At 41.8% G+C, this 22,264-nt stretch carries 19 protein-coding genes, 7 tRNA genes and 2 other RNA genes; 9 read left to right on the top strand and 19 right to left on the bottom strand.

Annotated elements, in window-relative coordinates; all coding sequences use genetic code 11:
- Nucleotides 1-124 precede the first annotated feature (124 nt).
- The 7 genes from M1E96_RS07120 to M1E96_RS07090 form a co-directional block, all read right to left on the bottom strand.
- Nucleotides 125-252: non-coding RNA, RtT sRNA (locus M1E96_RS07120), on the bottom strand.
- 45 nt (nt 253-297) lie between these two features.
- A non-coding RNA gene (locus M1E96_RS07115) (RtT sRNA) lies at nt 298-425 on the bottom strand.
- 45 nt (nt 426-470) lie between these two features.
- Nucleotides 471-546: transfer RNA gene (locus tag M1E96_RS07110), tRNA-Lys, on the bottom strand.
- Between the two features lie 161 nt (nt 547-707).
- Nucleotides 708-783, bottom strand: a tRNA-Lys gene (locus tag M1E96_RS07105).
- Between the two features lie 42 nt (nt 784-825).
- Nucleotides 826-901 (bottom strand) — tRNA-Val (locus M1E96_RS07100).
- Between the two features lie 35 nt (nt 902-936).
- Nucleotides 937-1,012, bottom strand: a tRNA-Val gene (locus M1E96_RS07095).
- 44 nt (nt 1,013-1,056) lie between these two features.
- Nucleotides 1,057-1,132, bottom strand: a tRNA-Val gene (locus M1E96_RS07090).
- Between the two features lie 473 nt (nt 1,133-1,605).
- Between M1E96_RS07090 and gltX the strand changes: the two genes are divergently transcribed.
- The 3 genes from gltX (at nt 1,606) to M1E96_RS07075 (ending at nt 3,396) form a co-directional block, all read left to right on the top strand.
- Nucleotides 1,606-3,027: a glutamate--tRNA ligase gene (gltX, locus tag M1E96_RS07085; RefSeq protein ID WP_070928811.1), complete on the top strand. Its 1,422-nt coding sequence runs from the start codon at nt 1,606-1,608 to the stop codon at nt 3,025-3,027.
- Nucleotides 3,028-3,203: 176 nt separating this feature from the next.
- Nucleotides 3,204-3,279 (top strand) — tRNA-Ala (locus tag M1E96_RS07080).
- A gap of 41 nt (nt 3,280-3,320) precedes the next feature.
- A tRNA-Ala gene (locus M1E96_RS07075) sits at nt 3,321-3,396 on the top strand.
- A gap of 99 nt (nt 3,397-3,495) precedes the next feature.
- Here M1E96_RS07075 and M1E96_RS07070 read toward each other — a convergent pair.
- The 4 genes from M1E96_RS07070 to zipA all read right to left on the bottom strand — a co-directional run bounded on the left by M1E96_RS07070 (nt 3,496) and on the right by zipA (nt 8,258).
- Nucleotides 3,496-3,711 carry a DUF3820 family protein gene (locus M1E96_RS07070; protein WP_272581179.1) on the bottom strand — a complete coding sequence of 72 codons (216 nt, stop codon included), beginning with the start codon at nt 3,709-3,711 and terminating at the stop codon, nt 3,496-3,498.
- 66 nt (nt 3,712-3,777) lie between these two features.
- A complete protein-coding gene (locus M1E96_RS07065; protein ID WP_070928812.1) occupies nt 3,778-4,962 on the bottom strand; it encodes a NupC/NupG family nucleoside CNT transporter in 1,185 nt (394 codons plus the stop codon).
- Nucleotides 4,963-5,193: 231 nt separating this feature from the next.
- Complete coding sequence (gene ligA, locus M1E96_RS07060) at nt 5,194-7,209, bottom strand: NAD-dependent DNA ligase LigA (protein WP_272581180.1); 2,016 nt, start codon at nt 7,207-7,209, stop codon at nt 5,194-5,196.
- Between the two features lie 56 nt (nt 7,210-7,265).
- Entirely contained in the window at nt 7,266-8,258 is a 993-nt protein-coding gene (gene zipA / locus M1E96_RS07055) for a cell division protein ZipA (protein ID WP_272581181.1), read from the bottom strand.
- Nucleotides 8,259-8,608: 350 nt separating this feature from the next.
- On the opposite strand from zipA, the gene cysZ reads away from it, so the two are divergent.
- The 5 genes from cysZ to crr all read left to right on the top strand — a co-directional run bounded on the left by cysZ (nt 8,609) and on the right by crr (nt 13,782).
- Nucleotides 8,609-9,373, top strand: coding sequence for a sulfate transporter CysZ (gene cysZ / locus M1E96_RS07050; protein ID WP_140180356.1), 765 nt, complete (start codon nt 8,609-8,611; stop codon nt 9,371-9,373).
- A gap of 243 nt (nt 9,374-9,616) precedes the next feature.
- Entirely contained in the window at nt 9,617-10,570 is a 954-nt protein-coding gene (gene cysK / locus M1E96_RS07045) for a cysteine synthase A (RefSeq protein WP_272581182.1), read from the top strand.
- Nucleotides 10,571-10,941: 371 nt separating this feature from the next.
- On the top strand, nt 10,942-11,199 hold the full coding sequence (gene ptsH, locus M1E96_RS07040; RefSeq protein WP_008910625.1) for a phosphocarrier protein Hpr: 258 nt from the start codon (nt 10,942-10,944) through the stop codon (nt 11,197-11,199).
- 282 nt (nt 11,200-11,481) lie between these two features.
- The gene (ptsI, locus tag M1E96_RS07035) at nt 11,482-13,209 is read left to right on the top strand and encodes a phosphoenolpyruvate-protein phosphotransferase PtsI (protein WP_070930082.1); all 1,728 of its coding nucleotides are present in this window, start codon (nt 11,482-11,484) and stop codon (nt 13,207-13,209) included.
- Between the two features lie 63 nt (nt 13,210-13,272).
- The gene (crr, locus tag M1E96_RS07030; protein WP_070930081.1) at nt 13,273-13,782 is read left to right on the top strand and encodes a PTS glucose transporter subunit IIA; all 510 of its coding nucleotides are present in this window, start codon (nt 13,273-13,275) and stop codon (nt 13,780-13,782) included.
- Between the two features lie 76 nt (nt 13,783-13,858).
- On the opposite strand, the gene cysM is transcribed toward crr, so the two are convergent.
- The 8 genes from cysM to M1E96_RS06990 all read right to left on the bottom strand — a co-directional run bounded on the left by cysM (nt 13,859) and on the right by M1E96_RS06990 (nt 21,173).
- Nucleotides 13,859-14,740: a cysteine synthase CysM gene (gene cysM, locus M1E96_RS07025; protein WP_272581183.1), complete on the bottom strand. Its 882-nt coding sequence runs from the start codon at nt 14,738-14,740 to the stop codon at nt 13,859-13,861.
- A 205-nt stretch (nt 14,741-14,945) separates the two neighbouring features.
- Entirely contained in the window at nt 14,946-16,034 is a 1,089-nt protein-coding gene (gene cysA / locus M1E96_RS07020; protein WP_140180352.1) for a sulfate/thiosulfate ABC transporter ATP-binding protein CysA, read from the bottom strand.
- Nucleotides 16,035-16,036: 2 nt separating this feature from the next.
- The gene (gene cysW, locus M1E96_RS07015; RefSeq protein ID WP_175442603.1) at nt 16,037-16,879 is read right to left on the bottom strand and encodes a sulfate/thiosulfate ABC transporter permease CysW; all 843 of its coding nucleotides are present in this window, start codon (nt 16,877-16,879) and stop codon (nt 16,037-16,039) included.
- An 18-nt stretch (nt 16,880-16,897) separates the two neighbouring features.
- Nucleotides 16,898-17,728, bottom strand: coding sequence for a sulfate/thiosulfate ABC transporter permease CysT (cysT, locus tag M1E96_RS07010; RefSeq protein ID WP_140180350.1), 831 nt, complete (start codon nt 17,726-17,728; stop codon nt 16,898-16,900).
- Nucleotides 17,728-18,750: a sulfate ABC transporter substrate-binding protein gene (locus M1E96_RS07005; protein WP_070930077.1), complete on the bottom strand. Its 1,023-nt coding sequence runs from the start codon at nt 18,748-18,750 to the stop codon at nt 17,728-17,730. The genes cysT and M1E96_RS07005 overlap by 1 nt, the downstream gene beginning before the upstream one ends.
- 254 nt (nt 18,751-19,004) lie before the next feature.
- On the bottom strand, nt 19,005-19,901 hold the full coding sequence (locus M1E96_RS07000; protein ID WP_070930076.1) for a Dyp-type peroxidase: 897 nt from the start codon (nt 19,899-19,901) through the stop codon (nt 19,005-19,007).
- 173 nt (nt 19,902-20,074) lie between these two features.
- Nucleotides 20,075-20,671, bottom strand: coding sequence for an RpoE-regulated lipoprotein (locus tag M1E96_RS06995; RefSeq protein ID WP_272581184.1), 597 nt, complete (start codon nt 20,669-20,671; stop codon nt 20,075-20,077).
- 70 nt (nt 20,672-20,741) lie between these two features.
- Nucleotides 20,742-21,173: a GNAT family acetyltransferase gene (locus M1E96_RS06990; RefSeq protein ID WP_070930074.1), complete on the bottom strand. Its 432-nt coding sequence runs from the start codon at nt 21,171-21,173 to the stop codon at nt 20,742-20,744.
- A gap of 136 nt (nt 21,174-21,309) precedes the next feature.
- On the opposite strand from M1E96_RS06990, the gene hemF reads away from it, so the two are divergent.
- Entirely contained in the window at nt 21,310-22,230 is a 921-nt protein-coding gene (hemF, locus tag M1E96_RS06985) for an oxygen-dependent coproporphyrinogen oxidase (protein ID WP_272581185.1), read from the top strand.
- The last annotated feature ends 34 nt before the right edge of the window (nt 22,231-22,264 follow it).

Here is a 22,264-nt window from a genome sequence, read left to right as displayed (position 1 = left end):
GGTATCTATTCTAGGTATGATGTAGACGTTTGAGAGAGAATCAATCGTAGAGCTTCTCACCCGCACTCTACGTACAGCATGCAAGGATCTTTTTTTGGGATTAAGAACGGAGTGTTTCTTTAGATGGTGGGTCGTGCAGGATGACTCGCCCGATGGCCTCGCCCTTCGGGTCGTTGCGCAAGCGCAACGCTGTCTCGCTTCGCTCGGCTCGAACCTGAACGCAGCTTCTCACCCGCACTCTACGTGCAATATGCAAGGATCTTTTTTGGGGATTAAGAATAGAGGAGGTTGTTTAGATGGTGGGTCGTGCAGGATGACTCGGCCGATGGCCTCACCCTTCGGGTCGTTGCGCAAGCGCAACGCTGTCTCGCTTCGCTCGGCTCGAACCTGAACGCAGCTTCTCACCCGCACTCTACGTGCAACATGCAAGGATCTTTTTTGGGGATTAAGAATAGAAGAGGTTGTTTAGATGGTGGGTCGTGCAGGATTCGAACCTGCGACCAATTGATTAAAAGTCAACTGCTCTACCAACTGAGCTAACGACCCATCGTTGAATTTTGATACTAAAAATGCTTGATATACGTACAGTATTTTAGTCCTTCGGACTTACCCTTACGGGTCAAACCTGCAACCATCTTGAAAAACACAATAATCTACTGACTGAGCCAACAACCCATCTTAAAAATGATTGGTTTTGTATCTTTAGATGGTGGGTCGTGCAGGATTCGAACCTGCGACCAATTGATTAAAAGTCAACTGCTCTACCGACTGAGCTAACGACCCATCTATAAATCTAAATTGATATAATGCGACTAACTAATGAAGTGGTGGGCGATACCGGGTTCGAACCAGTGACCTCCTCCTTGTAAGGGAGATGCTCTACCAACTGAGCTAATCGCCCACTTCATGACAAGTTTCACATATTGGGTAAATAAATGGTGGGCGATACCGGGCTCGAACCAGTGACCTCCTCCTTGTAAGGGAGATGCTCTACCAACTGAGCTAATCGCCCATTTATTTACTGCTTACTACTAAGTACTTCTTTATCGTCGACAGTGGTGGGCGATACCGGGTTCGAACCAGTGACCTCCTCCTTGTAAGGGAGATGCTCTACCAACTGAGCTAATCGCCCTGTCGTCGATGGAGGTGCATTATAGGGATCCCTCGTTCTGAGTCAACGGTTTTTGAATAGATTTTTTCTGTTCGTTGTAAAAATAAGCAAGATGTACCAATATTCATCAGAAAAGAATCTTATTTAACCAGAATCAGGTTGATTTATACCACCTAACAAAAACAATATTAGTCGAAAATTATTTTTATGCTGGTAAAAAATGGCTATTTGCTTCTTTAAACAGATTTTATTTATCTAACTACAGATAACTTTATTGAGGTATCACTGTAGAGTGATAGAATAGAACTACATTTTATACTCGTCATACTTCAAGTTGCAGCGCTTTTCGTTAAGGTATGGTGACTACGCCCTCTTTTACTAGTCACATACCCATGTATGCTTTCAGCGACTCGCTCACTTGTCGCCTCGCTGCACCTCGAATTATTTAGAGTATAGGCACGTTAGAAACCCGTATCGCAATTAAGGCAATCTCGATGAGTAAAATTAAAACCCGTTTTGCACCTAGTCCAACAGGTTATTTACATGTTGGTGGAGCGCGTACCGCGCTTTATTCCTGGTTATTCAGCCGCCATAATCAAGGCGAGTTTGTTCTACGTATCGAAGATACCGACTTAGAACGTTCAACTCAGGAAGCTATCGATGCCATTATGGATGGTATGAACTGGTTAAATTTAAATTGGGATGAAGGCCCTTACTACCAAACTAAGCGCTTTGATCGCTATAACGATGTCATTGATCAAATGCTTGATGCAGGCACTGCCTATCGTTGCTATTGCTCAAAAGAACGTTTAGAAGCGCTACGTGACCAGCAAATGGCTTCAGGTGAAAAACCTCGCTACGATGGTTGCTGCCGTGACCATGCTCATAATCACACAGCAGATGAGCCTCATGTGGTGCGTTTTCGCAACCCACAAGAAGGTTCTGTTATCTTTGATGATAACATTCGTGGCCCTATCGAATTTAGTAACCAAGAGCTTGATGACCTTATTATTCGCCGCACTGATGGTTCACCAACTTATAACTTCTGTGTCGTTATTGATGACTGGGACATGGAAATTACCCATGTGATCCGCGGTGAAGATCACATCAACAATACTCCTCGCCAGATCAATATATTAAAAGCTTTGGGTGCACCTGTACCTGAGTACGCTCACGTTTCCATGATCTTAGGTGACGACGGTAAAAAACTGTCTAAACGCCATGGCGCAGTTAGCGTGATGCAATATCGTGATGAAGGCTATTTACCTGAAGCTCTACTTAATTATTTAGTACGTTTAGGGTGGTCACATGGTGATCAGGAAATTTTCACCCGTGAAGAAATGATCAACTACTTCAGCTTAGATGCCATTAGCAAATCAGCAAGTGCGTTCAATACAGATAAATTGCTTTGGTTAAATCACCATTATATTAACCACTTGCCAGCTGAAGAAGTTGCTGTTCACCTTGCATGGCATATTGAGCAACAAAATATTGATACACAAAATGGGCCACAATTGGCTGAACTAGTGAAATTACTCGGCGAACGCTGTAAAACACTCAAAGAAATGGCCGAGTCTTGCCATTATTTCTATGAAGAGTTTAATGAGTTCGATGCAGATGCTGCGAAAAAACATTTGCGCCCAGTTGCTCGCCAGCCATTAGAAACGGTGAAACAGAAACTGGCCGCTATCACTGAGTGGACGGCTGAAAACGTTCATCAAGCTATTGAGCAGACTGCGACTGAGCTTGAAGTCGGTATGGGTAAAGTGGGTATGCCATTGCGCGTTGCAGTAACAGGTGCAGGCCAATCGCCTGCTTTAGATGTGACTGTCCATGCTATTGGTCAAGCACGCTCTGTTGCTCGTATTGATAAAGCACTTGCTTTTATCGCTGAACGTGAAGCATCAGCTCAATAATTATCAGCACTTCCCTATGCTGTATATGGCGGCATAGGGATCTCTCAAAATCCAACCCATCCCACTGATTTGCTGTTTAAATGCTCTATAATTCAGCAGTTAAACTCAAAACCACATTATTTGATTGACACCCTGACATTGCTTGAATATCATGCCCTCCGTCCATAGATTTTGTTGGGGCTATAGCTCAGTTGGGAGAGCGCTTGCATGGCATGCAAGAGGTCAGCGGTTCGATCCCGCTTAGCTCCACCACCTAATTCCCTGTTAGGTGTTTATCCAAAATCAAATCTATTGGGGCTATAGCTCAGCTGGGAGAGCGCTTGCATGGCATGCAAGAGGTCAGCGGTTCGATCCCGCTTAGCTCCACCAAATCCTCATATCTAATTTCAATCACTACTCTAAAGAATTCAAGTTAACATTAGGCGAGTAATGTGATTGAACATAACAACTTGAAGTATGACGAGTAAGTCAGACACGTTTTAACGGCTTTACAAGGCTATCCAGCCCTTCTATTTTAAGCCCTAATGCCATTTCCATTAATTGCCCAAGTCGCCCTTTCGGGAACTCACCTTTCTTATAGAACCACAACAAGTACTCCTCAGGGAGATCGACTAAGGTTATACCTTTGTATTTCCCAAATGGCATTTGCGTATTTGCTATATCGATAAGATCTTGTTTTTCCATTTTCTCTCCAAGCAAAAACGGCATTCATAATGAATGCCGTTAGTCATTTTAACATTTTTATTAGCGTTATAGAATGAGCCCAACAACCGCCGCTGATAAAAAGCTAACTAATGTTGAACCAAACAGAAGTTTTAAACCAAAGCGAGCAACGGTATTACCTTGCTTCTCATTCAAGCCTTTGATTGCGCCTGCTACAATACCAATTGATGAGAAGTTAGCAAAAGAAACTAAGAATACCGATAAAATACCCACGGAGCGAGGAGAAAGTGCCGCCGCCGCTGCTTGTAAATCCCCCATAGCAACAAATTCATTCGTCACCATTTTCACTGCCATGATACCGCCTACTTGTAAAGCTTCATCAGCAGGAATGCCGAGTATCCAAGCAAAAGGATAAAATACATAACCTAGCATTGTTTGGAATTTAATATCGAACAGCGCAACACAAATACCATTCACCATTGCAATCAAAGCAATGAAGCCGATCAGCATAGCAGAAACAATAATCGCGACTTTAAAACCAGCAAGAATATATTCACCCAGCATTTCAAAGAAGCTTTGACCTTCATGAATGTTGCTCATTTGCAACTCTTCTTCTGCTTCTGGTGGATATGGGTTAATCAGTGAAAGTACAACGAAAGTACCAAACATGTTCAGCACCAACGCTGCAACTACATAGCGAGGTTCTAACATTGTCATGTAAGCACCCACAATTGACATTGAAACTGTCGACATTGCAGTCGCCGCCATGGTGTACATTCTGCGTTCTGACATTTTGCCTAGTTGGTCTTTATAAGCAATAAAGTTTTCAGACTGTCCGAGTAATAATGAACTAACCGCGTTAAATGACTCCAATTTTCCCATGCCATTCACTTTAGATAGCACGGTACCAATGATGCGGATCACAATAGGTAACACTTTGATATGCTGTAAAATACCGATCAGTGCTGAAATAAAGATGATAGGACAAAGAACTTGCAAGAAGAAGAACGCTAAATGGCCTTCGATCATGCCACCAAAGATAAATTTAGTCCCTTCAGCTGCATATCCTAATAAGTGTTCAAAGACACCTGCGACGCCTAATACAAACGAAGAACCTACATCAGAGTGCAAGAAGAAATAAGCTAATGCAACTTGAATAACCAGTAATTGTACAACATAACGTAGTCGGATTGCCTTACGGTTACTACTTGCTAATGTCGCAAGAGCGCCAATTACAACAAGAGATAAAACAAAATGCAGGATCGAGGTCATATGCGACTCCAACAAATTTAAACAAAGCGGTTTATGTGTATATTCTATGTAATAGGCGACATTTAAATGCGACAACCGTCACATTAGCATGAAAATGGATACATTGTATTTTGTAGAAAGCTAATGCCGATCACACTTTAAGCGGAAATACTGACTGTTAACCTATAAGTTGATATAGGTCATGTCATCACCTATTTTCAGATGATGACACTCAAAAACTATAGTAGAAAATCAAGAACCTAGCAAACGAATAAGCTCATCTTCATCAATGACTTGAATACCCAATTCATTTGCTTTAGCCAGTTTGGAGCCTGCCGCTTCCCCTGCAATCACTAAATCAGTTTTCTTCGAAACACTACCAGCAACCTTAGCCCCTAATGCGACCAACTTATCTTTTGCTTCATCGCGGGTTAAGCGGCTCATCGATCCGGTTAATACCACTGTTTTCCCTGCAAATGGGCTATCAATACTGCTGACATCTATCGCAACTGCTTGTGGCCAGTGAATATTCGCTTTATTTAGCAAATCTTGGATCACCGCTTGGTTATGCTCTTCACGGAAGAAATTAACCACATGCTTAGCCACAACGTGACCAATATCTTGTACTGTTTTTAGTGACTCTTCATCTGCTGCCATCACGGCTTCAAGGGTACCGTAATGCGACGCGAGATTCGCCGCTGTTGCTTCTCCAACCTCACGAATACCTAAAGCATAAATAAAACGTGCGAGTGTCGTTGCTTTCGATTTCTCTAAAGCATCCACTAAATTCTGTGCCGATTTAGGCCCCATTCTATCCAGCCCGGTGAGAATACCTGCACTCAATTGATATAAATCTGCGGGTGTTTTTACATACTCTTTTTCAACCAGTTGGTCGATAATTTTGTCTCCCATGCCATCGACATCCATAGCACGGCGTGACACAAAATGTTTTAATGCTTCTTTGCGCTGGGCGCCACAAATCAGACCACCAGTACAACGCGCAACAGCTTCGCCTTCTATGCGTTCGACATCTGAACCACAGACTGGACAATGAGTTGGGAATACGATTTCACGACTATCTGCTGGTCGTTCTGATCCAACTACGCTAACAATTTGCGGGATCACATCACCTGCTCGGCGGATCACCACTGTATCACCAATATGTACGCCTAAACGTTCTATTTCATCTGCATTATGTAGTGTCGCATTACTGACTATCACACCAGCAACCTGAACAGGTTCTAAGCGCGCAACGGGTGTAATGGCTCCAGTACGCCCTACTTGAAATTCAACGTCTTTTAATAAGGTCATTTGTTCTTGCGCAGGGAATTTAAACGCGGTAGCCCAACGAGGAGCACGAGATACAAAGCCTAATTGCTCTTGAGTCGCAATCGAGTTAATTTTGATCACGACCCCATCAATATCAAAACCAAGCGATGGGCGAATTCTTTCTATTTCATGATAAAAATCTAATACCGCTTTATGGCCAGTTTTCAGTTGAACATAATCACTAACAGGTAAGCCCCACGCTTTAAATTGCATCAAACGCTCATAATGGGTATCTGGTAATGTTTCACCCTCCACTAAACCTACACCATAACAATAAAAAGTCAGTGGTCTTTTTGCGGTGATGCGAGGATCAAGCTGACGTAATGAGCCTGCGGCTGCATTTCGGGGGTTAGCAAACACTTTACCACCTGTACGGCGAGCTTCCTCATTGAGGGCTTCAAATCCTTTTTGTGGCATAAACACTTCACCACGAATTTCTACGCGGGCAGGAATGTTATCTCCGATTAAACGCAGTGGAATAGCACGGATCGTTCTCACATTCGATGTGATATTTTCGCCAACAGTGCCATCGCCTCTCGTTGCTGCTTGGGTCAGCTCGCCATTTTCATATAATAAACTTACCGCGAGGCCATCGAGTTTTAATTCACAGCAAAAAGTTTGCTCTTGTTGGTCTTTCAATCGATCTCTAACGCGTTTATCAAACGCAAGGTAGCTTTCCTCATCAAACACATTATCAAGCGATAACATCGGTATTTCATGACGAACAGTATCAAATGCAGCTAGTGGTGCTGCACCAACACGCTGTGTCGGCGAGTCGCTAGTTATCCATTCAGGATGCTCTGCTTCGATGGCTTTGAGTTCTTGCATGAGTTTGTCATATTCAGCATCCGGAATTTCAGGCGCATCTAATACATGATATTGATATTCGTGATAACGTAATTGCTGTTTGAGCGCATCGAGATGTGATTTTGTCGTCATGTTTCACCCATAAATGTAAACCCCCCAATTAAGGGGGGTTTCGGTCGTTCTGATAATTAATTTAGTGTATTGCGAATTCGAGCATGATACACCTCTATTTTTTGAGGTGTTAACATTTTACGCTCATCATCAAGGACAACACCGCCCGCATCTGAAGCGATGCGTTGTGCTGCCTGTAGCATTAACTTGAAGTTTTGGCTTGCATCACCATAAGATGGCACCATCATAAACATGGAGACACCCGGCGTCGTAAACTCAGACATGGTCTCAGGATCAAATGAACCCGGTTTAACCATATTTGCAAGGCTAAACAGCACAGGGCCAGTCCCCGAAGGGTGCACATGGCGATGGAAAATACGCATTTCACCAAACTGGAACCCTGCTTGTAAGATACTTTGTAACAGCACTTCACCTTGTAAAACTTGGCCTTGATGAGCAGCTACATGAAGAACCAGAACCGTCTCCTTGTTGTTCGTTGGAGATTCACTTTGCGGTTGTTCAGTTTTCTTCTCAGTGTGCGCCTGTTCCTGTTCATGGTGTATCGGCTGTTGCTCCTCTTGATTGTCATTAATATCGAAATTGAATTCTGGTTGCTCTGGCGTATGCGGGGTACGCACAGCAGCAGATGGCTGGGAAGTTGTGACTTTCGCAGCAGATTGTTCGTTCACAATATCGACCTGTGGAGCGACATCAGACACAATAGGCTCTGAACGCGCTGGCGTAATATTTAATACAGGTTCGGTATCATGAGCAGAAGGTGTAATGGGTGGCAAATCAGGCTCGACACGACGTTCTTCCTTTACCTGACGCACAGGTTCAGAAACCGCAGGCTGAGAGATAGGTTTCTCTTGTGCTTCAGTTTCATTGAATAATGCAGAATCATCATCATAATCTGACGATTTCTCCTGACTGTCATGTTTTCGGCGTTTTACGGGACGATCACGGAATAACTTTGAGCGCTCTTTACGGCTGGTCCATAGACCATGCAGTAACAGCGCAACTATGGCTATCGCACCTACGACCACTAATATCAGACGCAAATCCTGCATCGCTGCTATCTCTAGTTGTTGAATGATAATGCCACCACGGCAAAAACGAAGCCCAAATATTTTAAGCTGCGAGCTAACAAGCTGTAAAATCTACCATAAAACTACAGTAATTTATAATTTTAAGGCATTCATACAGCTAAGTACCGTCAACATAAACGCAACTTAAAATATGACGGATATACCTTAAGATTATTTGGCAAACGTGCTAAGTGCAACCCTCTGAACGATTTTCTTATAAGAAAGAGACAATTCTGCTTTCGTTTGCTGTTTTTTTAAGCAAATACTGACTAGCCAGCCTAAAATCCTACCTATATGATACATGGTCAACCGTAAAGGAGAGAAGAAGAAGTATGATCCAATCGACAGATCCGCAACAAAAAAGCCATTCAGGCTTTTACTACTTCGCACAAGGATGGCGCTTAGTCACGCGCCCAGGAATTAAACGTTTTGTTATTTTGCCGCTTTTAGCCAATATTATTTTACTTGGTGGCGCATTTTGGTGGTTATATAGCAAGCTCGGCGACTGGATTGCTCAAGTCATGAGTTATATCCCAAGCTGGCTACAATGGCTTGATTATCTCATTTGGCCAATTGCTGTTATATCAATCTTGCTCATATTTACTTATTTTTTTAGTACCGTTGCCAATATTATCGCAGCACCATTTAACGGTTGGCTATCTGAAAAACTTGAGTCTGAGTTAACCGGTATCCCTGCACCTGATGGGGGCATCATTGATGTCGCAAAAGACGTTCCACGAATGATAAAACGTGAGTTCGTGAGAATTGGCTACTACCTACCCCGCGCTATTGGTTTACTCATTTTGTTTTTCATCCCAGGTATCGGGCAAACCGTTGCACCAATTCTTTGGTTCCTATTCGGCGCTTGGATGATGTCAATTCAGTATTGTGACTACCCGTTTGATAACCATCGTGTTGGCTTTAACGATATGAAACAAGCGTTGTCAAAAGACCGTATGAATAATATTCAATTTGGCGGTGCAGTTAGCGTATTGATGATGATCCCAATCCTTAACTTGCTGATCATGCCTGTCGCTGTATGTGGCGCAACCTTAATGTGGGTTGACCGTTATCGCGCTCGCTACGCACGTTACTAATCTCTCTACAATAAAACGCGATGTTATTGATAAATAGCTCGCGTTTTTACTCATTCCTCCCTTTGTTCTCTTGCTATATTCGCCATTTTTGTCATAACCTTTTACTAAAATATATCTGTTCAAAATAACTTAAAGATATAAGTATATAGGTAATTCATATTTGCAATAAAGGTTTGTTCGCGTATTTTGGGATCAACCTTACATCCAATTCTCGGCCCTAATTGACTATTATAAGGATATCCCATGAGTAAAATTTATGATGATAATTCGCTAACCATTGGTCATACCCCATTAGTACGCTTAAAACATTTCGGAAATGGCAATATTTTAGCGAAAGTTGAATCGCGCAATCCAAGTTTTAGCGTCAAATGTCGTATTGGTGCGAATATGATTTGGGATGCTGAGAAAAAAGGAATTCTAACTCAAGATAAAGAACTCGTTGAACCAACTAGTGGTAATACAGGTATTGCATTAGCTTATGTTGCAGCTGCAAGAGGTTATAAATTAACCCTAACCATGCCTGAAACGATGAGTATTGAACGACGCAAACTGCTAAAAGCACTCGGCGCCAACCTTGTTTTAACTGAAGGCGCTAAAGGTATGAAAGGCGCTATCGAAAAAGCAGAAGAAATCGTTAAAAGTGACACAAATAAATATATTTTGCTACAGCAGTTTAATAACCCAGCAAACCCTGAAATTCACGAAAAAACCACAGGACCTGAAATTTGGGAAGATACCGACGGTCAAGTAGATGCCGTTATTGCGGGCGTTGGAACCGGCGGAACTATCACAGGAATTGGCCGTTATTTAAAGAAAACTAAAGGCAAAGATGTCACTATCGTTGCTGTTGAGCCAGAAACCTCACCGGTGATCAGCCAAACGCTAGCGGGTGAAGAGGTGAAACCAGGTCCTCATAAAATTCAAGGCATTGGGGCTGGATTTATTCCAGGTAACTTGGATGTTTCACTGATTGATAAAGTATTTAAAATCAGTGATGACGAAGCTATCAAAACTGCACGCGCGTTAATGGAAAATGAAGGCATTCTTGCGGGGATCTCTTCAGGCGCTGCTGTTGCTGCCGCCGTTAAATTGGCAGCAGAACCTGAGTTTAAAGATAAAAATATCGTTGTGATATTACCTTCTTCGGGTGAGCGTTATCTTTCAACTGTGTTATTCGCCGATCTTGCAGCAGATTAATTTTAAAAGCGTTAACTATTCGTTAAAAAAGCACCTTGTTGGTGCTTTTTTTGTGGTATGGATCAAACTTTAGCACGTATTGAGATGATTTCTAATCGAGGGTCTAGTATTAAACATAGTAATTATTTTGAGCCTCGAAATTAATCCAATTTAAATCAAAAAATTTGATTGTCGAACTGGTATTATTTAGGCTGTAAACTGAAAAAAGGTTGATATTCGACAAAGTCGGAAACCTTTTTAACCGTTAATAATCTAACTAGGCACACTCAGTCATGCACAGTTCAACTTGAAACTGTCGTATGACAAGTGAGTATACAAACCTAAGTTAAATCAACTACACTAATAAAAAACTAAGTTATTGAGGAAATAATATGTTCCAGCAAGAAGTCACTATTACAGCACCAAATGGCTTACATACACGCCCTGCCGCTCAATTTGTGAAAGAAGCTAAAGCATTCACTTCTGATATCACTTTGATTTCAGGTGGCAAATCAGCCAGCGCAAAAAGCCTATTCAAGCTACAAACTCTGGGGTTAACTCAAGGTACTGTTGTAACCATTTCAGCCGAAGGTGAAGATGAAAAACAAGCAGTAGAACATTTAGTTAAACTGATGGGTGAGCTGGAATAATCTTGCCGAGCAAGAGAACCAGTGTTACTGAGTTAATTCTCCATCCCTAAATATTTAGCTCTAAATATTTTGCAATGTAGCGAGGTGGCAAGTGCGTAACGACCTAGGATCATCGACAATTATGTGACTAGTCCCAATAAGCATAGCCACCATATCTTAAAGCAAGACGCCGCAGCTTGAAGTATTGCGAGTCTACATTTAGGGATATCAGTTTACAGATTGACAAGCTTGCTGTTATCTCTTCAACATCAGAACACCGAGCCGCAGTAGTAAGGTAATAATATGATTTCAGGAATTTTAGTATCCCCAGGTTTTGCTTTTGGTCAGGCTTTACTCCTCAAAGAAGACCCTATCATTGTTAGCACTAAAAAAATTGCTGATGACCAGATAGAAACCGAGATCCAACGCTTTATTGATGGACGCAACAAATCAGCCGAACAACTCAGCCTCATCAAAGAAAAAGCCGAAAAAAACCTTGGTGCAGAAAAAGCTGAGATTTTTGAAGGCCATATTATGCTGTTGGAAGATGAAGAGCTTGAGCAAGAAATTGTTACGCTAATTAAAAGTGACAAAAAAACAGCGGATGCCGCTGTTCATTCTGTGATTGAAGATCAAGCACAAGCCCTTGAAGCACTTGATGATGAGTATTTGAAAGAACGTGCAGCAGATGTACGTGATATTGGTAAGCGTTTATTAAAAAACATCCTGCGCATGCCAATTGTTGATTTAAGCGCTATCGATAAAGAAGTGATCCTTGTCGCTGCTGACTTGACCCCTTCTGAAACCGCGCAACTGAATCTTGATAAAGTGCTCGGTTTTATCACTGATTTAGGTGGCCGCACCTCGCATACATCTATTATGGCGCGTTCACTTGAACTACCTGCAATTGTTGGTACTTCAGATGCCACAACGAAAATTAAAAATGGCGACTACATCATCCTGGATGGCGTAAATAACCACATTTATTTGAATCCATCAGATCAAGAAATTGATAAACTGAAAAAATTCAATGAAGAATACCAACAAGAAAAAAATGAGCTTGCTAAGCTAAAAGATTTGCCAGCAATCACACTTGATGGCCATCAAGTCGAAGTGTGTGCAAACATTGGTACGGTACGTGATGTTGCGGGCGCAGAACGCAATGGGGCTGAAGGTGTTGGTTTATACCGCACAGAATTCTTATTTATGGACAGAGATTCTCTGCCAACCGAAGAAGAGCAGTTCCAAGCGTATAAAGCGGTTGCTGAAGCCATGGGCAGCCAAGCGGTCATTGTACGTACCATGGATATTGGTGGTGATAAAGATTTACCATACATGAACTTACCTAAAGAAGAGAATCCATTCTTAGGTTGGCGTGCAATTCGTATTTGCCTTGATCGTAAAGAAATTCTACATTCTCAGTTAAGAGCTATTTTAAGAGCCTCAAGTTTTGGTAAACTGCGTATTATGTTCCCGATGATTATTTCCGTTGAGGAAGTGCGTGAACTAAAAGCAGAACTTGAGATGCTAAAAGGTCAATTACGTGAAGAAGGCAAAGCCTTTGATGAATCAATTGAGGTTGGTGTCATGGTGGAAACACCAGCGGCCGCAGTGATTGCTCATCATTTAGCGAAAGAAGTTGACTTTTTCAGTATTGGGACGAACGATCTCACTCAATATACTCTAGCTGTTGACCGTGGTAATGAGCTGATTTCTCACCTCTACAATCCGATGTCACCTGCGGTTTTAAACCTAATTAAACAGGTTATTGACGCATCACATGCGGAAGGTAAATGGACAGGAATGTGTGGCGAGCTAGCAGGAGACGAACGTGCAACCTTATTGTTGCTTGGCATGGGATTAGATGAGTTTAGTATGAGTGCAATTGCAATCCCTCGTATTAAAAAATTAATTCGTAATGCAAACTTTGCAGATACTAAAGCATTAGCTGAACAGGCACTTGCTCAACCTACTGCGGATGAATTAATGAAACTTGTCGATACCTTTATCCAAGAAAAAACGTTATGCTAGGGGTAGCACAATAGAAACAGCACATTAGTTTCGGTCCCATATAAAACGATTAGGAGAAGATCCATGGGTCTGTTTGACAAACTGAAATCACTGGTTTCGGATGATAAAAATAGCAGTGGCAGTATTGAAATTATCGCACCTTTATCAGGTGAAATCGTCAATATTGAAGACGTTCCCGACGTTGTTTTCGCTGAGAAAATTGTTGGTGATGGTATTGCTATCAAACCTGCGGGTAACAAAATTGTCGCTCCTGTAGATGGGACTATTGGTAAGATTTTTGAAACTAACCATGCGTTTTCCATTGAATCGGATGATGGCATTGAACTATTTGTTCACTTCGGTATTGATACTGTTGAGCTAAAAGGTGAAGGCTTTAAGCGTATTGCTGAAGAAGGCCAAACAGTTAAAAAAGGCGATTTAGTTATCGAGTTTGATCTCGCATTACTAGAAGAGAAAGCAAAATCAGTTTTAACCCCTGTCGTTATTTCTAACATGGATGAAATTAAAGAACTGACTAAGCTTAGCGGTACCGTGACTGTTGGTGAAACCGTTGTGATGCGCGTTAAGAAATAATCTCATCGTCTTTGACGATAGAATAAAACCATCAGATAGCTTATGCTACTGATGGTTTTTTTATGATATTCAGCGACTAATCAAACACACCTGTTGAGAGATAACGGTCGCCTCGGTCACAAATAATCGCCACAATCACGGCATTAGGCTCCGCTTTAGCGACTCTCAGCGCCCCTGCAACCGCTCCACCAGAGCTAACACCACAAAAGATACCTTCACGTTTGGCAAGCGCCCTCATCGTGTCTTCAGCCTCTTGCTGATTGATATCTAACACACTATCAACTAAGTTTTGGTCAAAAATACCCGGAAGATAGTCTGGTGACCAGCGGCGAATACCTGGGATTTGGCTTTTTTCTGCGGGTTGTAATCCAACAACTTGTATATCTTGCGACTGTGATTTTAAATAACGGCTCACACCCGTAATGGTACCTGTTGTCCCCATACTTGAAACAAAGTGCGTAATACGCCCTTGTGTTTGTTGCCAAATTTCTGGTCCAGTGGTGTTAAAGTGTGCTAGAGGGTTATCAGGATTATTAAATTGGTCGAGTACCTTCCCTTCTCCACGTGATTCCATTTCCTGAGCTAAATCACGAGCGCCTTCCATACCCACTGCTGTACTGACTAAAATTAATTCAGCGCCATACGCTTTCATGGATGCTTGGCGCTCTTTACTCATATTTTCAGGCATCAATAGTTTCAGTTTATAACCTTTAACAGCTGCGATCATGGCAAGTGCGATACCGGTGTTACCACTTGTCGCTTCTATCAATGTATCACCGGGTGTTATTTCACCTCGTTTTTCTGCTTCGGTGATCATTGAAAACGCAGCGCGATCTTTTACTGAACCAGCAGGGTTATTGCCTTCTAGTTTTACCCAAATTTCAGCATTTACCCCATCAGTTAAGCGCTGAAGTTTAACTAAAGGCGTGTTACCAATAAATTGTTCCAGAGTTGCCACTATCGATTCCTTATTTCATTTATCTCTAATGCGCTTTCTTATGGTTATAAATGATATCCTATTATGCTTAAATAGTTCGCATGAAAAAAATTCACTTAGATATCAATAATTAATAAAATCGATTGGGCTTACAACTAATTTAGATAACAGACGAGGATTGCGCCAATAAAATCGTTTTATTGGCGCAATTGTAACTGATTGGATATTAAGCGCTTTGGGCTAGCTGGGGAAAAAACAGTTCATTTTCACCTTGATAGATTTTGGCCTTATGACTACCAAGGAAATATTGTTCCCCCCTCATTGGAATTGAGTGAGAGGATTGCCACACTACGGATAAAGGTTCATTTCCCCAACCTATCGGCTGGACGGTTAGCTGCCAAAAATGACCTCTAGGACCTGATTCAATTACGCGAATTGGTAAACGATGTTGCTCATCAGCCTCTTTAACTAAACTGATATCCCAAGGGCGTAAGAATACATCCACTTCGCCTTGATGAGCACTCGTATGATGTAATGGAAAATCATAACCATCGATCTGTAGCTGAGCACCTTTGATATGACCGTGAAGTTGATTAACTTCTCCCATAAACTCTAATACAAAACGAGTTTCAGGGTGCTGCCAAATTTCATCCGGTGTACCAACTTGCTCGATATGGCCTTGGCTCATTACCACAATTCTATCAGCAACTTCCATTGCTTCTTCTTGATCATGAGTCACAAACACACTGGTAAATTTCAATTCATCATGCAATTGACGCAACCAACGACGTAGCTCAACACGAACTTGCGCATCTAAGGCACCAAAAGGCTCATCAAGCAATAAAATTTGTGGCTCTACAGCCAGTGCTCTCGCTAAAGCAACTCGCTGTTTTTGCCCTCCAGATAACTGGGAAGGATAACGTGTCGCCAGATGAGCAAGCTGTACCATCTCCAATAATTGCATCACTTTTTGTGTAATAGCTTGTGACGATGGACGTTGCTTTCTTGGCATAACAGTTAAACCAAAAGCAACATTATCAAATACGGTCATATGACGGAATAAGGCATAGTGCTGAAATACGAATCCAACATGGCGATCTTTAGCATGAATGCGACTGACATCCTGACCATGGAAACGTAAAGCACCTGAGCTGTGTTGCTCTAAACCTGCGATAATTCGCAGCAGTGTTGTTTTACCTGAACCTGATGGACCAAGTAGAGCTACCATTTCTCCGGAAGCAATATCTAATGAGATATCTTTCAGCACTTGCGTCTTAGCAAATAATTTGCCGATTTTTTCGATTTGAATACTCATTGTTAATGAACTCCTGATTCGGATTGCTGCCGGCTCAAATGCCATTGCAATGCACTTTTAATAATCAAAGTGATAATTGCCATTACAGCAAGGATCGCCGCAGCAGTGAATGCGCCCACGGTGTTATAGTCCTGATGCAGTAATTCAACTTGTAATGGCAATGTGTAGGTTTCCCCACGAATTGCACCTGATACCACAGAAACTGCACCAAATTCACCAATTGCTCTCGCATTGGTTAGAACAACCCCGTATAGCAGTGCCCAGCGAATGTTCGGTAATGTCACCCGCCAGAACATTTTCCAGCCGGATGCGCCTAATAAAACAGCGGCTTCATCTTCTTGACTCCCTTGGCTTAGCATCAGGGGAACCAATTCTCTGACTACAAATGGGCAAGTGACGAAAATAGTCACTAATGCCATACCTGGCCACGAAAACATTAATTGAATGTCATAGCCTTCAAGCCAACCACCAAACCAACTATTAGACCCGTAAAACAGCAAATACAGTAAACCTGCAACCACTGGCGATACCGCAAAAGGAATATCAACCAATGTGAGTAATAGCTGCCTTCCCGGAAACTGAAAACGAGTCACTAGCCACGCAAGCATAGTGCCAAAAATTAAGTTTACTGGAACGGTTATCAAGGCAATCAGCACGGTTAAACCAATTGCATGCAACATATCTGAATCATTTAAATTAAGTAAAACTGCATCGAGCCCTTTCGAAAATGCAGTCATAAAGATCCAAATAATAGGTACCACCAGCAATAATACTGAAAATAATACGCCAACAGCGATCAGGAACCATTTAGCCCAATTAATAGGTTGACGTGAAGTTGCCGTCATTGGTGTAATTTGAGCCACTTATTTACCCCCTAATCGCTTGCCAAAACGGCTTTGCACGATATTGACACTAAACAACAGTAATAATGACGCTGCTAAAATCACGGATGCGATTGCACTCGCCGCTGGATAATCAAACTGTTGTAATTGGCTAAAAATCATCAATGAAACGACTTCGGTTTGCCAAGCAATATTACCTGCAATAAAAATGATAGCGCCAAATTCCCCTAAACTGCGGGTAAAAGAGAGTACCGTTCCAGCCAGTAATGCAGGTGAAACTTCTGGTAATACTACCCGACGAAAAGTTTGCCAACGACTTGCGCCTAACGTTTGCGCTGCCTCTTCATATTCAGGGCCTAGCTCTTCCAAAACAGGTTGTACCGTTCTGACGACAAACGGGATACTCGTAAATGCCATCGCTACCGCAATACCTAACCAAGTATTGACCACCTTAATATCAAACTGGTGCAAATATTGTCCATACCAACCCGATGTCGCAAATAGAGTCGCTAATGTTAAACCAGCCACTGCCGTTGGTAATGCAAAAGGCAGATCAACTAAGCCATCTAAAAAAGTCCGTCCCGGAAATCGATAACGGGTTAAAATCCATGCTAGCAACATACCAAAAACCGCATTAAATAGGCTCGCCACTAACGCTGCCAACAAAGTCACTTTATATGCTGCGACGACTTGTGGATAACTGACTACAGCCCAATATTGCTGCCATGTCATTTCTGACAACTGGATCACTAAGGCACTTAACGGCAGCAGTAAGATCAAACAGGTATAGAACAAACTGCTGCCTAGTGTCAGGCCAAAACCAGGCAAAAAGCGCTTCCCTGAATTACGCATTAACGGCGCCCTTCTGCCATCAATTTGTCAAACTCGCCGTTAGTTGCAAAATGGGTTTCCATCACCGCAGGCCAGCTTTTAAATTGGGATTCCACAGTAAATAAACGTGTCTCAGGGAATTTTTCTTTATTCGCAGCCATAACTTGTTTATCGTTAACGCGATAATTAAAACTGGTAATGATTTCTTGGGCTTTTGGGCTATATAAGTAATATAGATACGCTTTTGCTAAATCCTCTGTGCCATTTTTCTGCACATTCTTATCAATCCACGTCACTGGAAACTCTGCTAAAATATCCACTGGCGGGACGATAACTTCATAATCTGATTCGCCATATTGCTGGCGGATATTATTCACTTCTGATTCAAAACTGATTAATACATCACCAAGGCCACGTTCAATAAAAGATGTCGTTGCACCACGGCCTCCTGTATCAAATACTTCGACATTTTTTAAAAACTGCTTCATTTGCTCGCGAGTTTTCTTCTCGTCGCCTTTATTTTCTTGTGCGAAAGCCCCCCAAGCAGCTAAATAGGTATAGCGGCCATTACCTGATGTTTTTGGGTTAGGAAATATTAATTTAACGTCTGAGCGCGCTAGGTCATCCCAGGTTTTGATCCCTTTTGGATTATCTTTGCGTACTAAAAATGCCATCGTGGAATAATAAGGTGAGCTGTTATTTGGCAAACGGGCTTGCCAATTTTCAGGGATCAAATTGCCCTTATCATGCAAAATTTGTACATCCGTGACTTGGTTATAGGTCACTACATCGGCTTTTAGCCCTTGTAGAATCGCCAGTGCTTGCTTGGATGAACCTGCATGTGACTGTTTAATTGTCACTTTGTCATCAGGATGTAATTCATTCCACTGTTTCTCAAACTCTGGGTTCAAAGCCACGAATAATTCGCGAGCAATATCATAGGAGCTATTAAGTAATTCAGCGGCAACTAATGGTGTACTGCCCATCACTGAAATGGTTGCTAACCCGGCTAAAGCGGTTTTTTTTAAGAAAGCTTTTTTCATTAAACACCTACCTATCACTAAACCCAAACTACATCGTTAAACTTACTTTATCTGCTTTGGTTATAACTGTGTAGTTATCAATCGCCATTTAATATATCAAATTGATATAATCAATACATTATGGCAATAAGCAATGAAATAGTGTTTTTTATCATGAAGTTAGTTAGATGAGTGCTATTCATGAAAACGTGAAATGGGAACAGGAAGGTTGTGTCAAAATTGAGTTGCCGCTTCCTTGCGACAATCATTGTGGCTTATAGTGCAAGTAATCTATCAATAGAAGGAGCAAAGTAGTAACTACCTGATACCGCTTTAGTCATACGCAGCAAATCATCATATTTACCGTCTTTTTCACCAAACATACTTAATAACTGTTGTTCAATATTATGTAAACGCGCGCAATAAGCGACAAAGAACAAACCATGCTTACCACTCGCAGTACCATAAGGTAGGCTATGACGCATAATAGATAGCTCTTCACCATCCTCTTCGACCACAACACGTGAAACGTGGGAAGTCACATTACGGGCACTTTCATCAAGCTCAACGCTATCTTTTTTAGTGCGACCAATCATCTTTTCTTGCTCATGCTCAGAGAAGCGCTCCCATTTTTTCAAACTATGCTCATAACGCTGAACAAGAATATAGCTGCCGCCCATATCAATACCATCGGCAATCAGAGCAACCTCAGCAATTTCTTCACCTTGTGGATTTTCACTACCATCAATAAATCCACTCAAATCGCGCTCTTCTACCCAGCGAAAACCGTGAGTCTCTTCCTCAACTTTAATCGCTGAGCCAAATGCTTTTAACGCCGCTTGAGCTAACGAGAAGTTAATATCATGACGTTGAGATTGAATATGAATAAATAAATCACGTTGGGTTGCAGGCGCTAGCCCTTTCCCTAGTTGACGAAATGGTTTCAATTCAGGCGCACTTTCAGATGATGAAAGTTGCTTCCAGATATCCGACCCAAATGCAACAACAGCACCCAAACGATCGGCTGGATATTGTTCTTGTAATTGCGTCAACGCATCCACAAAGTGCTGGCAACCTAATTTAATTTCATCCAAAGTTCCTTGCACCATTGCTTCAATAAAAATGCCGAAACGACTGTGATCTTTCAGAATACCGCTCTGAGAATGAGACATGTAATCAACCTCTTATTATATGTAAGTAATTCTCAGATTATTTTAACGCAAATAATTGCCAGCAGGTAAGAAATAGATGGGATTGATTTGATTAACTCACTATTGAGTGAAGATAAAATTACGTGCTTTATTCCTATTTGGTCCATAAAGCACGCGATTAAATAATATTTGTATTATTTTTTCCAAGTTATTTGCGAGATCGTCCAGCTTTTTAACTCATCGTCAGGTGGCATTAAACCTTCAGGTCCTTGCCATTTACCAGTAAAGCTATAGACAATATGTGATGTTTCCGGCGCAACGCACTCGACTGTTGGCTGGTCATTAATCGGCTCAGCTATTTTACAAGCACCAAACGCTTTCTCATAAATATCGCTAAACTGCGAACCGATTTCTGTTCCCCATTCAGTGACAATTTTAGGATCGTTAATTATAACCCGTGAAACGTGCCCTTTTTCAGGCCCAATCACCTCAACCTTAACCGTATCATCATCAATGCCTTGGAAAACAGTGACAATTTCACCTTGCTCGGTTTGCATACCACTGCGAATGGTATAACGATTATCCAAACGCTCTTTAATGATATCTGCTTGCATCGGCGTAAAAGCAGTGATCCCACCAACCCCTGCCGCTTTAACCGTTATTGGGCTACTGAACCAATTCATCGGTGAAAGTGAAGACCAGAATCCTCCTGAGCCTGCGCAACCAGACAATAACAATACGCTCGTCAGTGCGGTTATCTGAGAAACCTTCACAATTGCACTTTTAGGCATAACATCCTCTATTAATGATTTACTTGATGCTTACTGTGACAACCTATTTTTAAAAACATTCCAGCCGACACTAAAAATCTAAATCATTTGTTAATGTTTTAGTGTAAATAAGGCGTGCAGGTTGCTCTTCTTCATAAAGCATTTTTTCAAACATACAAATCGCTGAATCGGACTCTTCATTGACAAGTAATTCAATTCTGCCGCAGCCTCTAGCACGTAATTTCTTTTCTAAACGACTAATTAAAGCATTTGCAATGCCTCGACCGCGGTACTCTGGATGAACCGCTAAATAACAAGCGGAGCCTTTAATACCGTCATAGCCTCCCATAACAGTACCAACAACCTCTCCTGTCACTTCAGCAACCAGAAATAAATCAGCACCACATTGTAATTTGCGTTCAATATCAAGTTCAGGATCGCCTCCGAACTCATTTAAGTCGCAGCGTTCCCACAGCGTGATGACTTCCTCAAAATCACTTTGGCGGAAAATACGTATTTCCATATTGATGACCCGTTTTAACTGAGCTTTCTGCCATTATCACTGCTTTTGGCGCACAATCAATATTCAATATGCCTTTTTTAATTCAAAAAGGTATACTTTACTCACTTTTTTTTACCAACCGTTCAATTGGAAAACAATGAATTACCCTGATATTTTTCGCGTAAAAGCCTTTTTACTCGAACTACAAGAAACCATTTGCCAAAAAATAACTGAACTGGATGGTAAGGAAACCTTCCTAGAGCAAACATGGGAAAGAGCTGAAGGTGGTGGCGGTCGCAGCCGCGTATTAACGCAAGGCGCTATTTTTGAACAAGCGGGCGTTAACTTCTCCCATATACAAGGTAACCAGATGCCTGCTTCAGCAACAGCGCATCGCCCTGAACTCGCCGGCCGTAGCTACCAAGCAATGGGGGTATCCTTAGTGATCCACCCTCTTAATCCATACATTCCAACAACTCATGCCAATGTACGTTTTTTTATTGCCGAAAAAGAAGGTCATGACCCTGTTTGGTGGTTTGGTGGTGGATTCGATTTAACACCCTACTATGGTTTTGAAGAAGATGTTATTCATTGGCACCGTGTTGCTCGCGATCTGTGCGAGCCATTTGGCACTGACACCTATCAAACCTATAAAGATTGGTGTGATGAATATTTCTATTTAAAACATCGCGATGAACCAAGAGGTGTTGGTGGATTGTTTTATGATGATTTGAACAAACCTGATTTCGATACTTGTTTTGCATTTACACAAGCCGTCGGTAATGGCTTCTTAGAGGCCTACGTTCCTATTGTCGAAAAGCGCCGACATCATTCTTGGGGAGACAGAGAACGTCAATTCCAACTCTATCGACGCGGGCGCTATGTAGAATTTAACCTAGTGTGGGATAGAGGCACATTATTTGGTCTGCAAAGCGGTGGACGCACTGAATCTATTTTAATGTCCATGCCGCCACTCGTACGTTGGGAATATGATTATCATCCTGAACCTAATAGCCCCGAAGCTAAGTTATACAGTGATTTTTTAGTCACTAAAAAAAATTGGCTAGATAGACTCTAAATAATTCAAGATGCAGGTAGGCGACAAGCGAAGA

It is taken from the genome of Providencia sp. PROV236, assembly GCF_033676985.1.
Taxonomy (GTDB): Bacteria; Pseudomonadota; Gammaproteobacteria; order Enterobacterales; family Enterobacteriaceae; genus Providencia; species Providencia manganoxydans.
This window is presented reverse-complemented; position numbering and strand designations above follow the sequence as displayed.

Bases quoted from the DNA above. Each gene is read 5' to 3' on its own strand.
- ligA (WP_272581180.1), bottom strand. From the start codon at position 7,209: ATGACGACAAAATCACATCTCGATGCGCTCAAACAGCAATTACGTTAT.
- ptsI (WP_070930082.1), top strand. From the start codon at position 11,482: ATGATTTCAGGAATTTTAGTATCCCCAGGTTTTGCTTTTGGTCAGGCT.
- cysA (WP_140180352.1), bottom strand. From the start codon at position 16,034: ATGAGTATTCAAATCGAAAAAATCGGCAAATTATTTGCTAAGACGCAA.
- M1E96_RS07005 (WP_070930077.1), bottom strand. From the start codon at position 18,750: ATGAAAAAAGCTTTCTTAAAAAAAACCGCTTTAGCCGGGTTAGCAACC.
- gltX (WP_070928811.1), top strand. From the start codon at position 1,606: ATGAGTAAAATTAAAACCCGTTTTGCACCTAGTCCAACAGGTTATTTA.
- zipA (WP_272581181.1), bottom strand. From the start codon at position 8,258: ATGCAGGATTTGCGTCTGATATTAGTGGTCGTAGGTGCGATAGCCATA.
- cysZ (WP_140180356.1), top strand. From the start codon at position 8,609: ATGATCCAATCGACAGATCCGCAACAAAAAAGCCATTCAGGCTTTTAC.
- crr (WP_070930081.1), top strand. From the start codon at position 13,273: ATGGGTCTGTTTGACAAACTGAAATCACTGGTTTCGGATGATAAAAAT.
- ptsH (WP_008910625.1), top strand. From the start codon at position 10,942: ATGTTCCAGCAAGAAGTCACTATTACAGCACCAAATGGCTTACATACA.
- M1E96_RS07065 (WP_070928812.1), bottom strand. From the start codon at position 4,962: ATGACCTCGATCCTGCATTTTGTTTTATCTCTTGTTGTAATTGGCGCT.
- M1E96_RS06995 (WP_272581184.1), bottom strand. From the start codon at position 20,671: ATGCCTAAAAGTGCAATTGTGAAGGTTTCTCAGATAACCGCACTGACG.
- M1E96_RS07070 (WP_272581179.1), bottom strand. From the start codon at position 3,711: ATGGAAAAACAAGATCTTATCGATATAGCAAATACGCAAATGCCATTT.
- hemF (WP_272581185.1), top strand. From the start codon at position 21,310: ATGAATTACCCTGATATTTTTCGCGTAAAAGCCTTTTTACTCGAACTA.
- M1E96_RS06990 (WP_070930074.1), bottom strand. From the start codon at position 21,173: ATGGAAATACGTATTTTCCGCCAAAGTGATTTTGAGGAAGTCATCACG.
- cysW (WP_175442603.1), bottom strand. From the start codon at position 16,879: ATGACGGCAACTTCACGTCAACCTATTAATTGGGCTAAATGGTTCCTG.
- cysT (WP_140180350.1), bottom strand. From the start codon at position 17,728: ATGCGTAATTCAGGGAAGCGCTTTTTGCCTGGTTTTGGCCTGACACTA.
- M1E96_RS07000 (WP_070930076.1), bottom strand. From the start codon at position 19,901: ATGTCTCATTCTCAGAGCGGTATTCTGAAAGATCACAGTCGTTTCGGC.
- cysK (WP_272581182.1), top strand. From the start codon at position 9,617: ATGAGTAAAATTTATGATGATAATTCGCTAACCATTGGTCATACCCCA.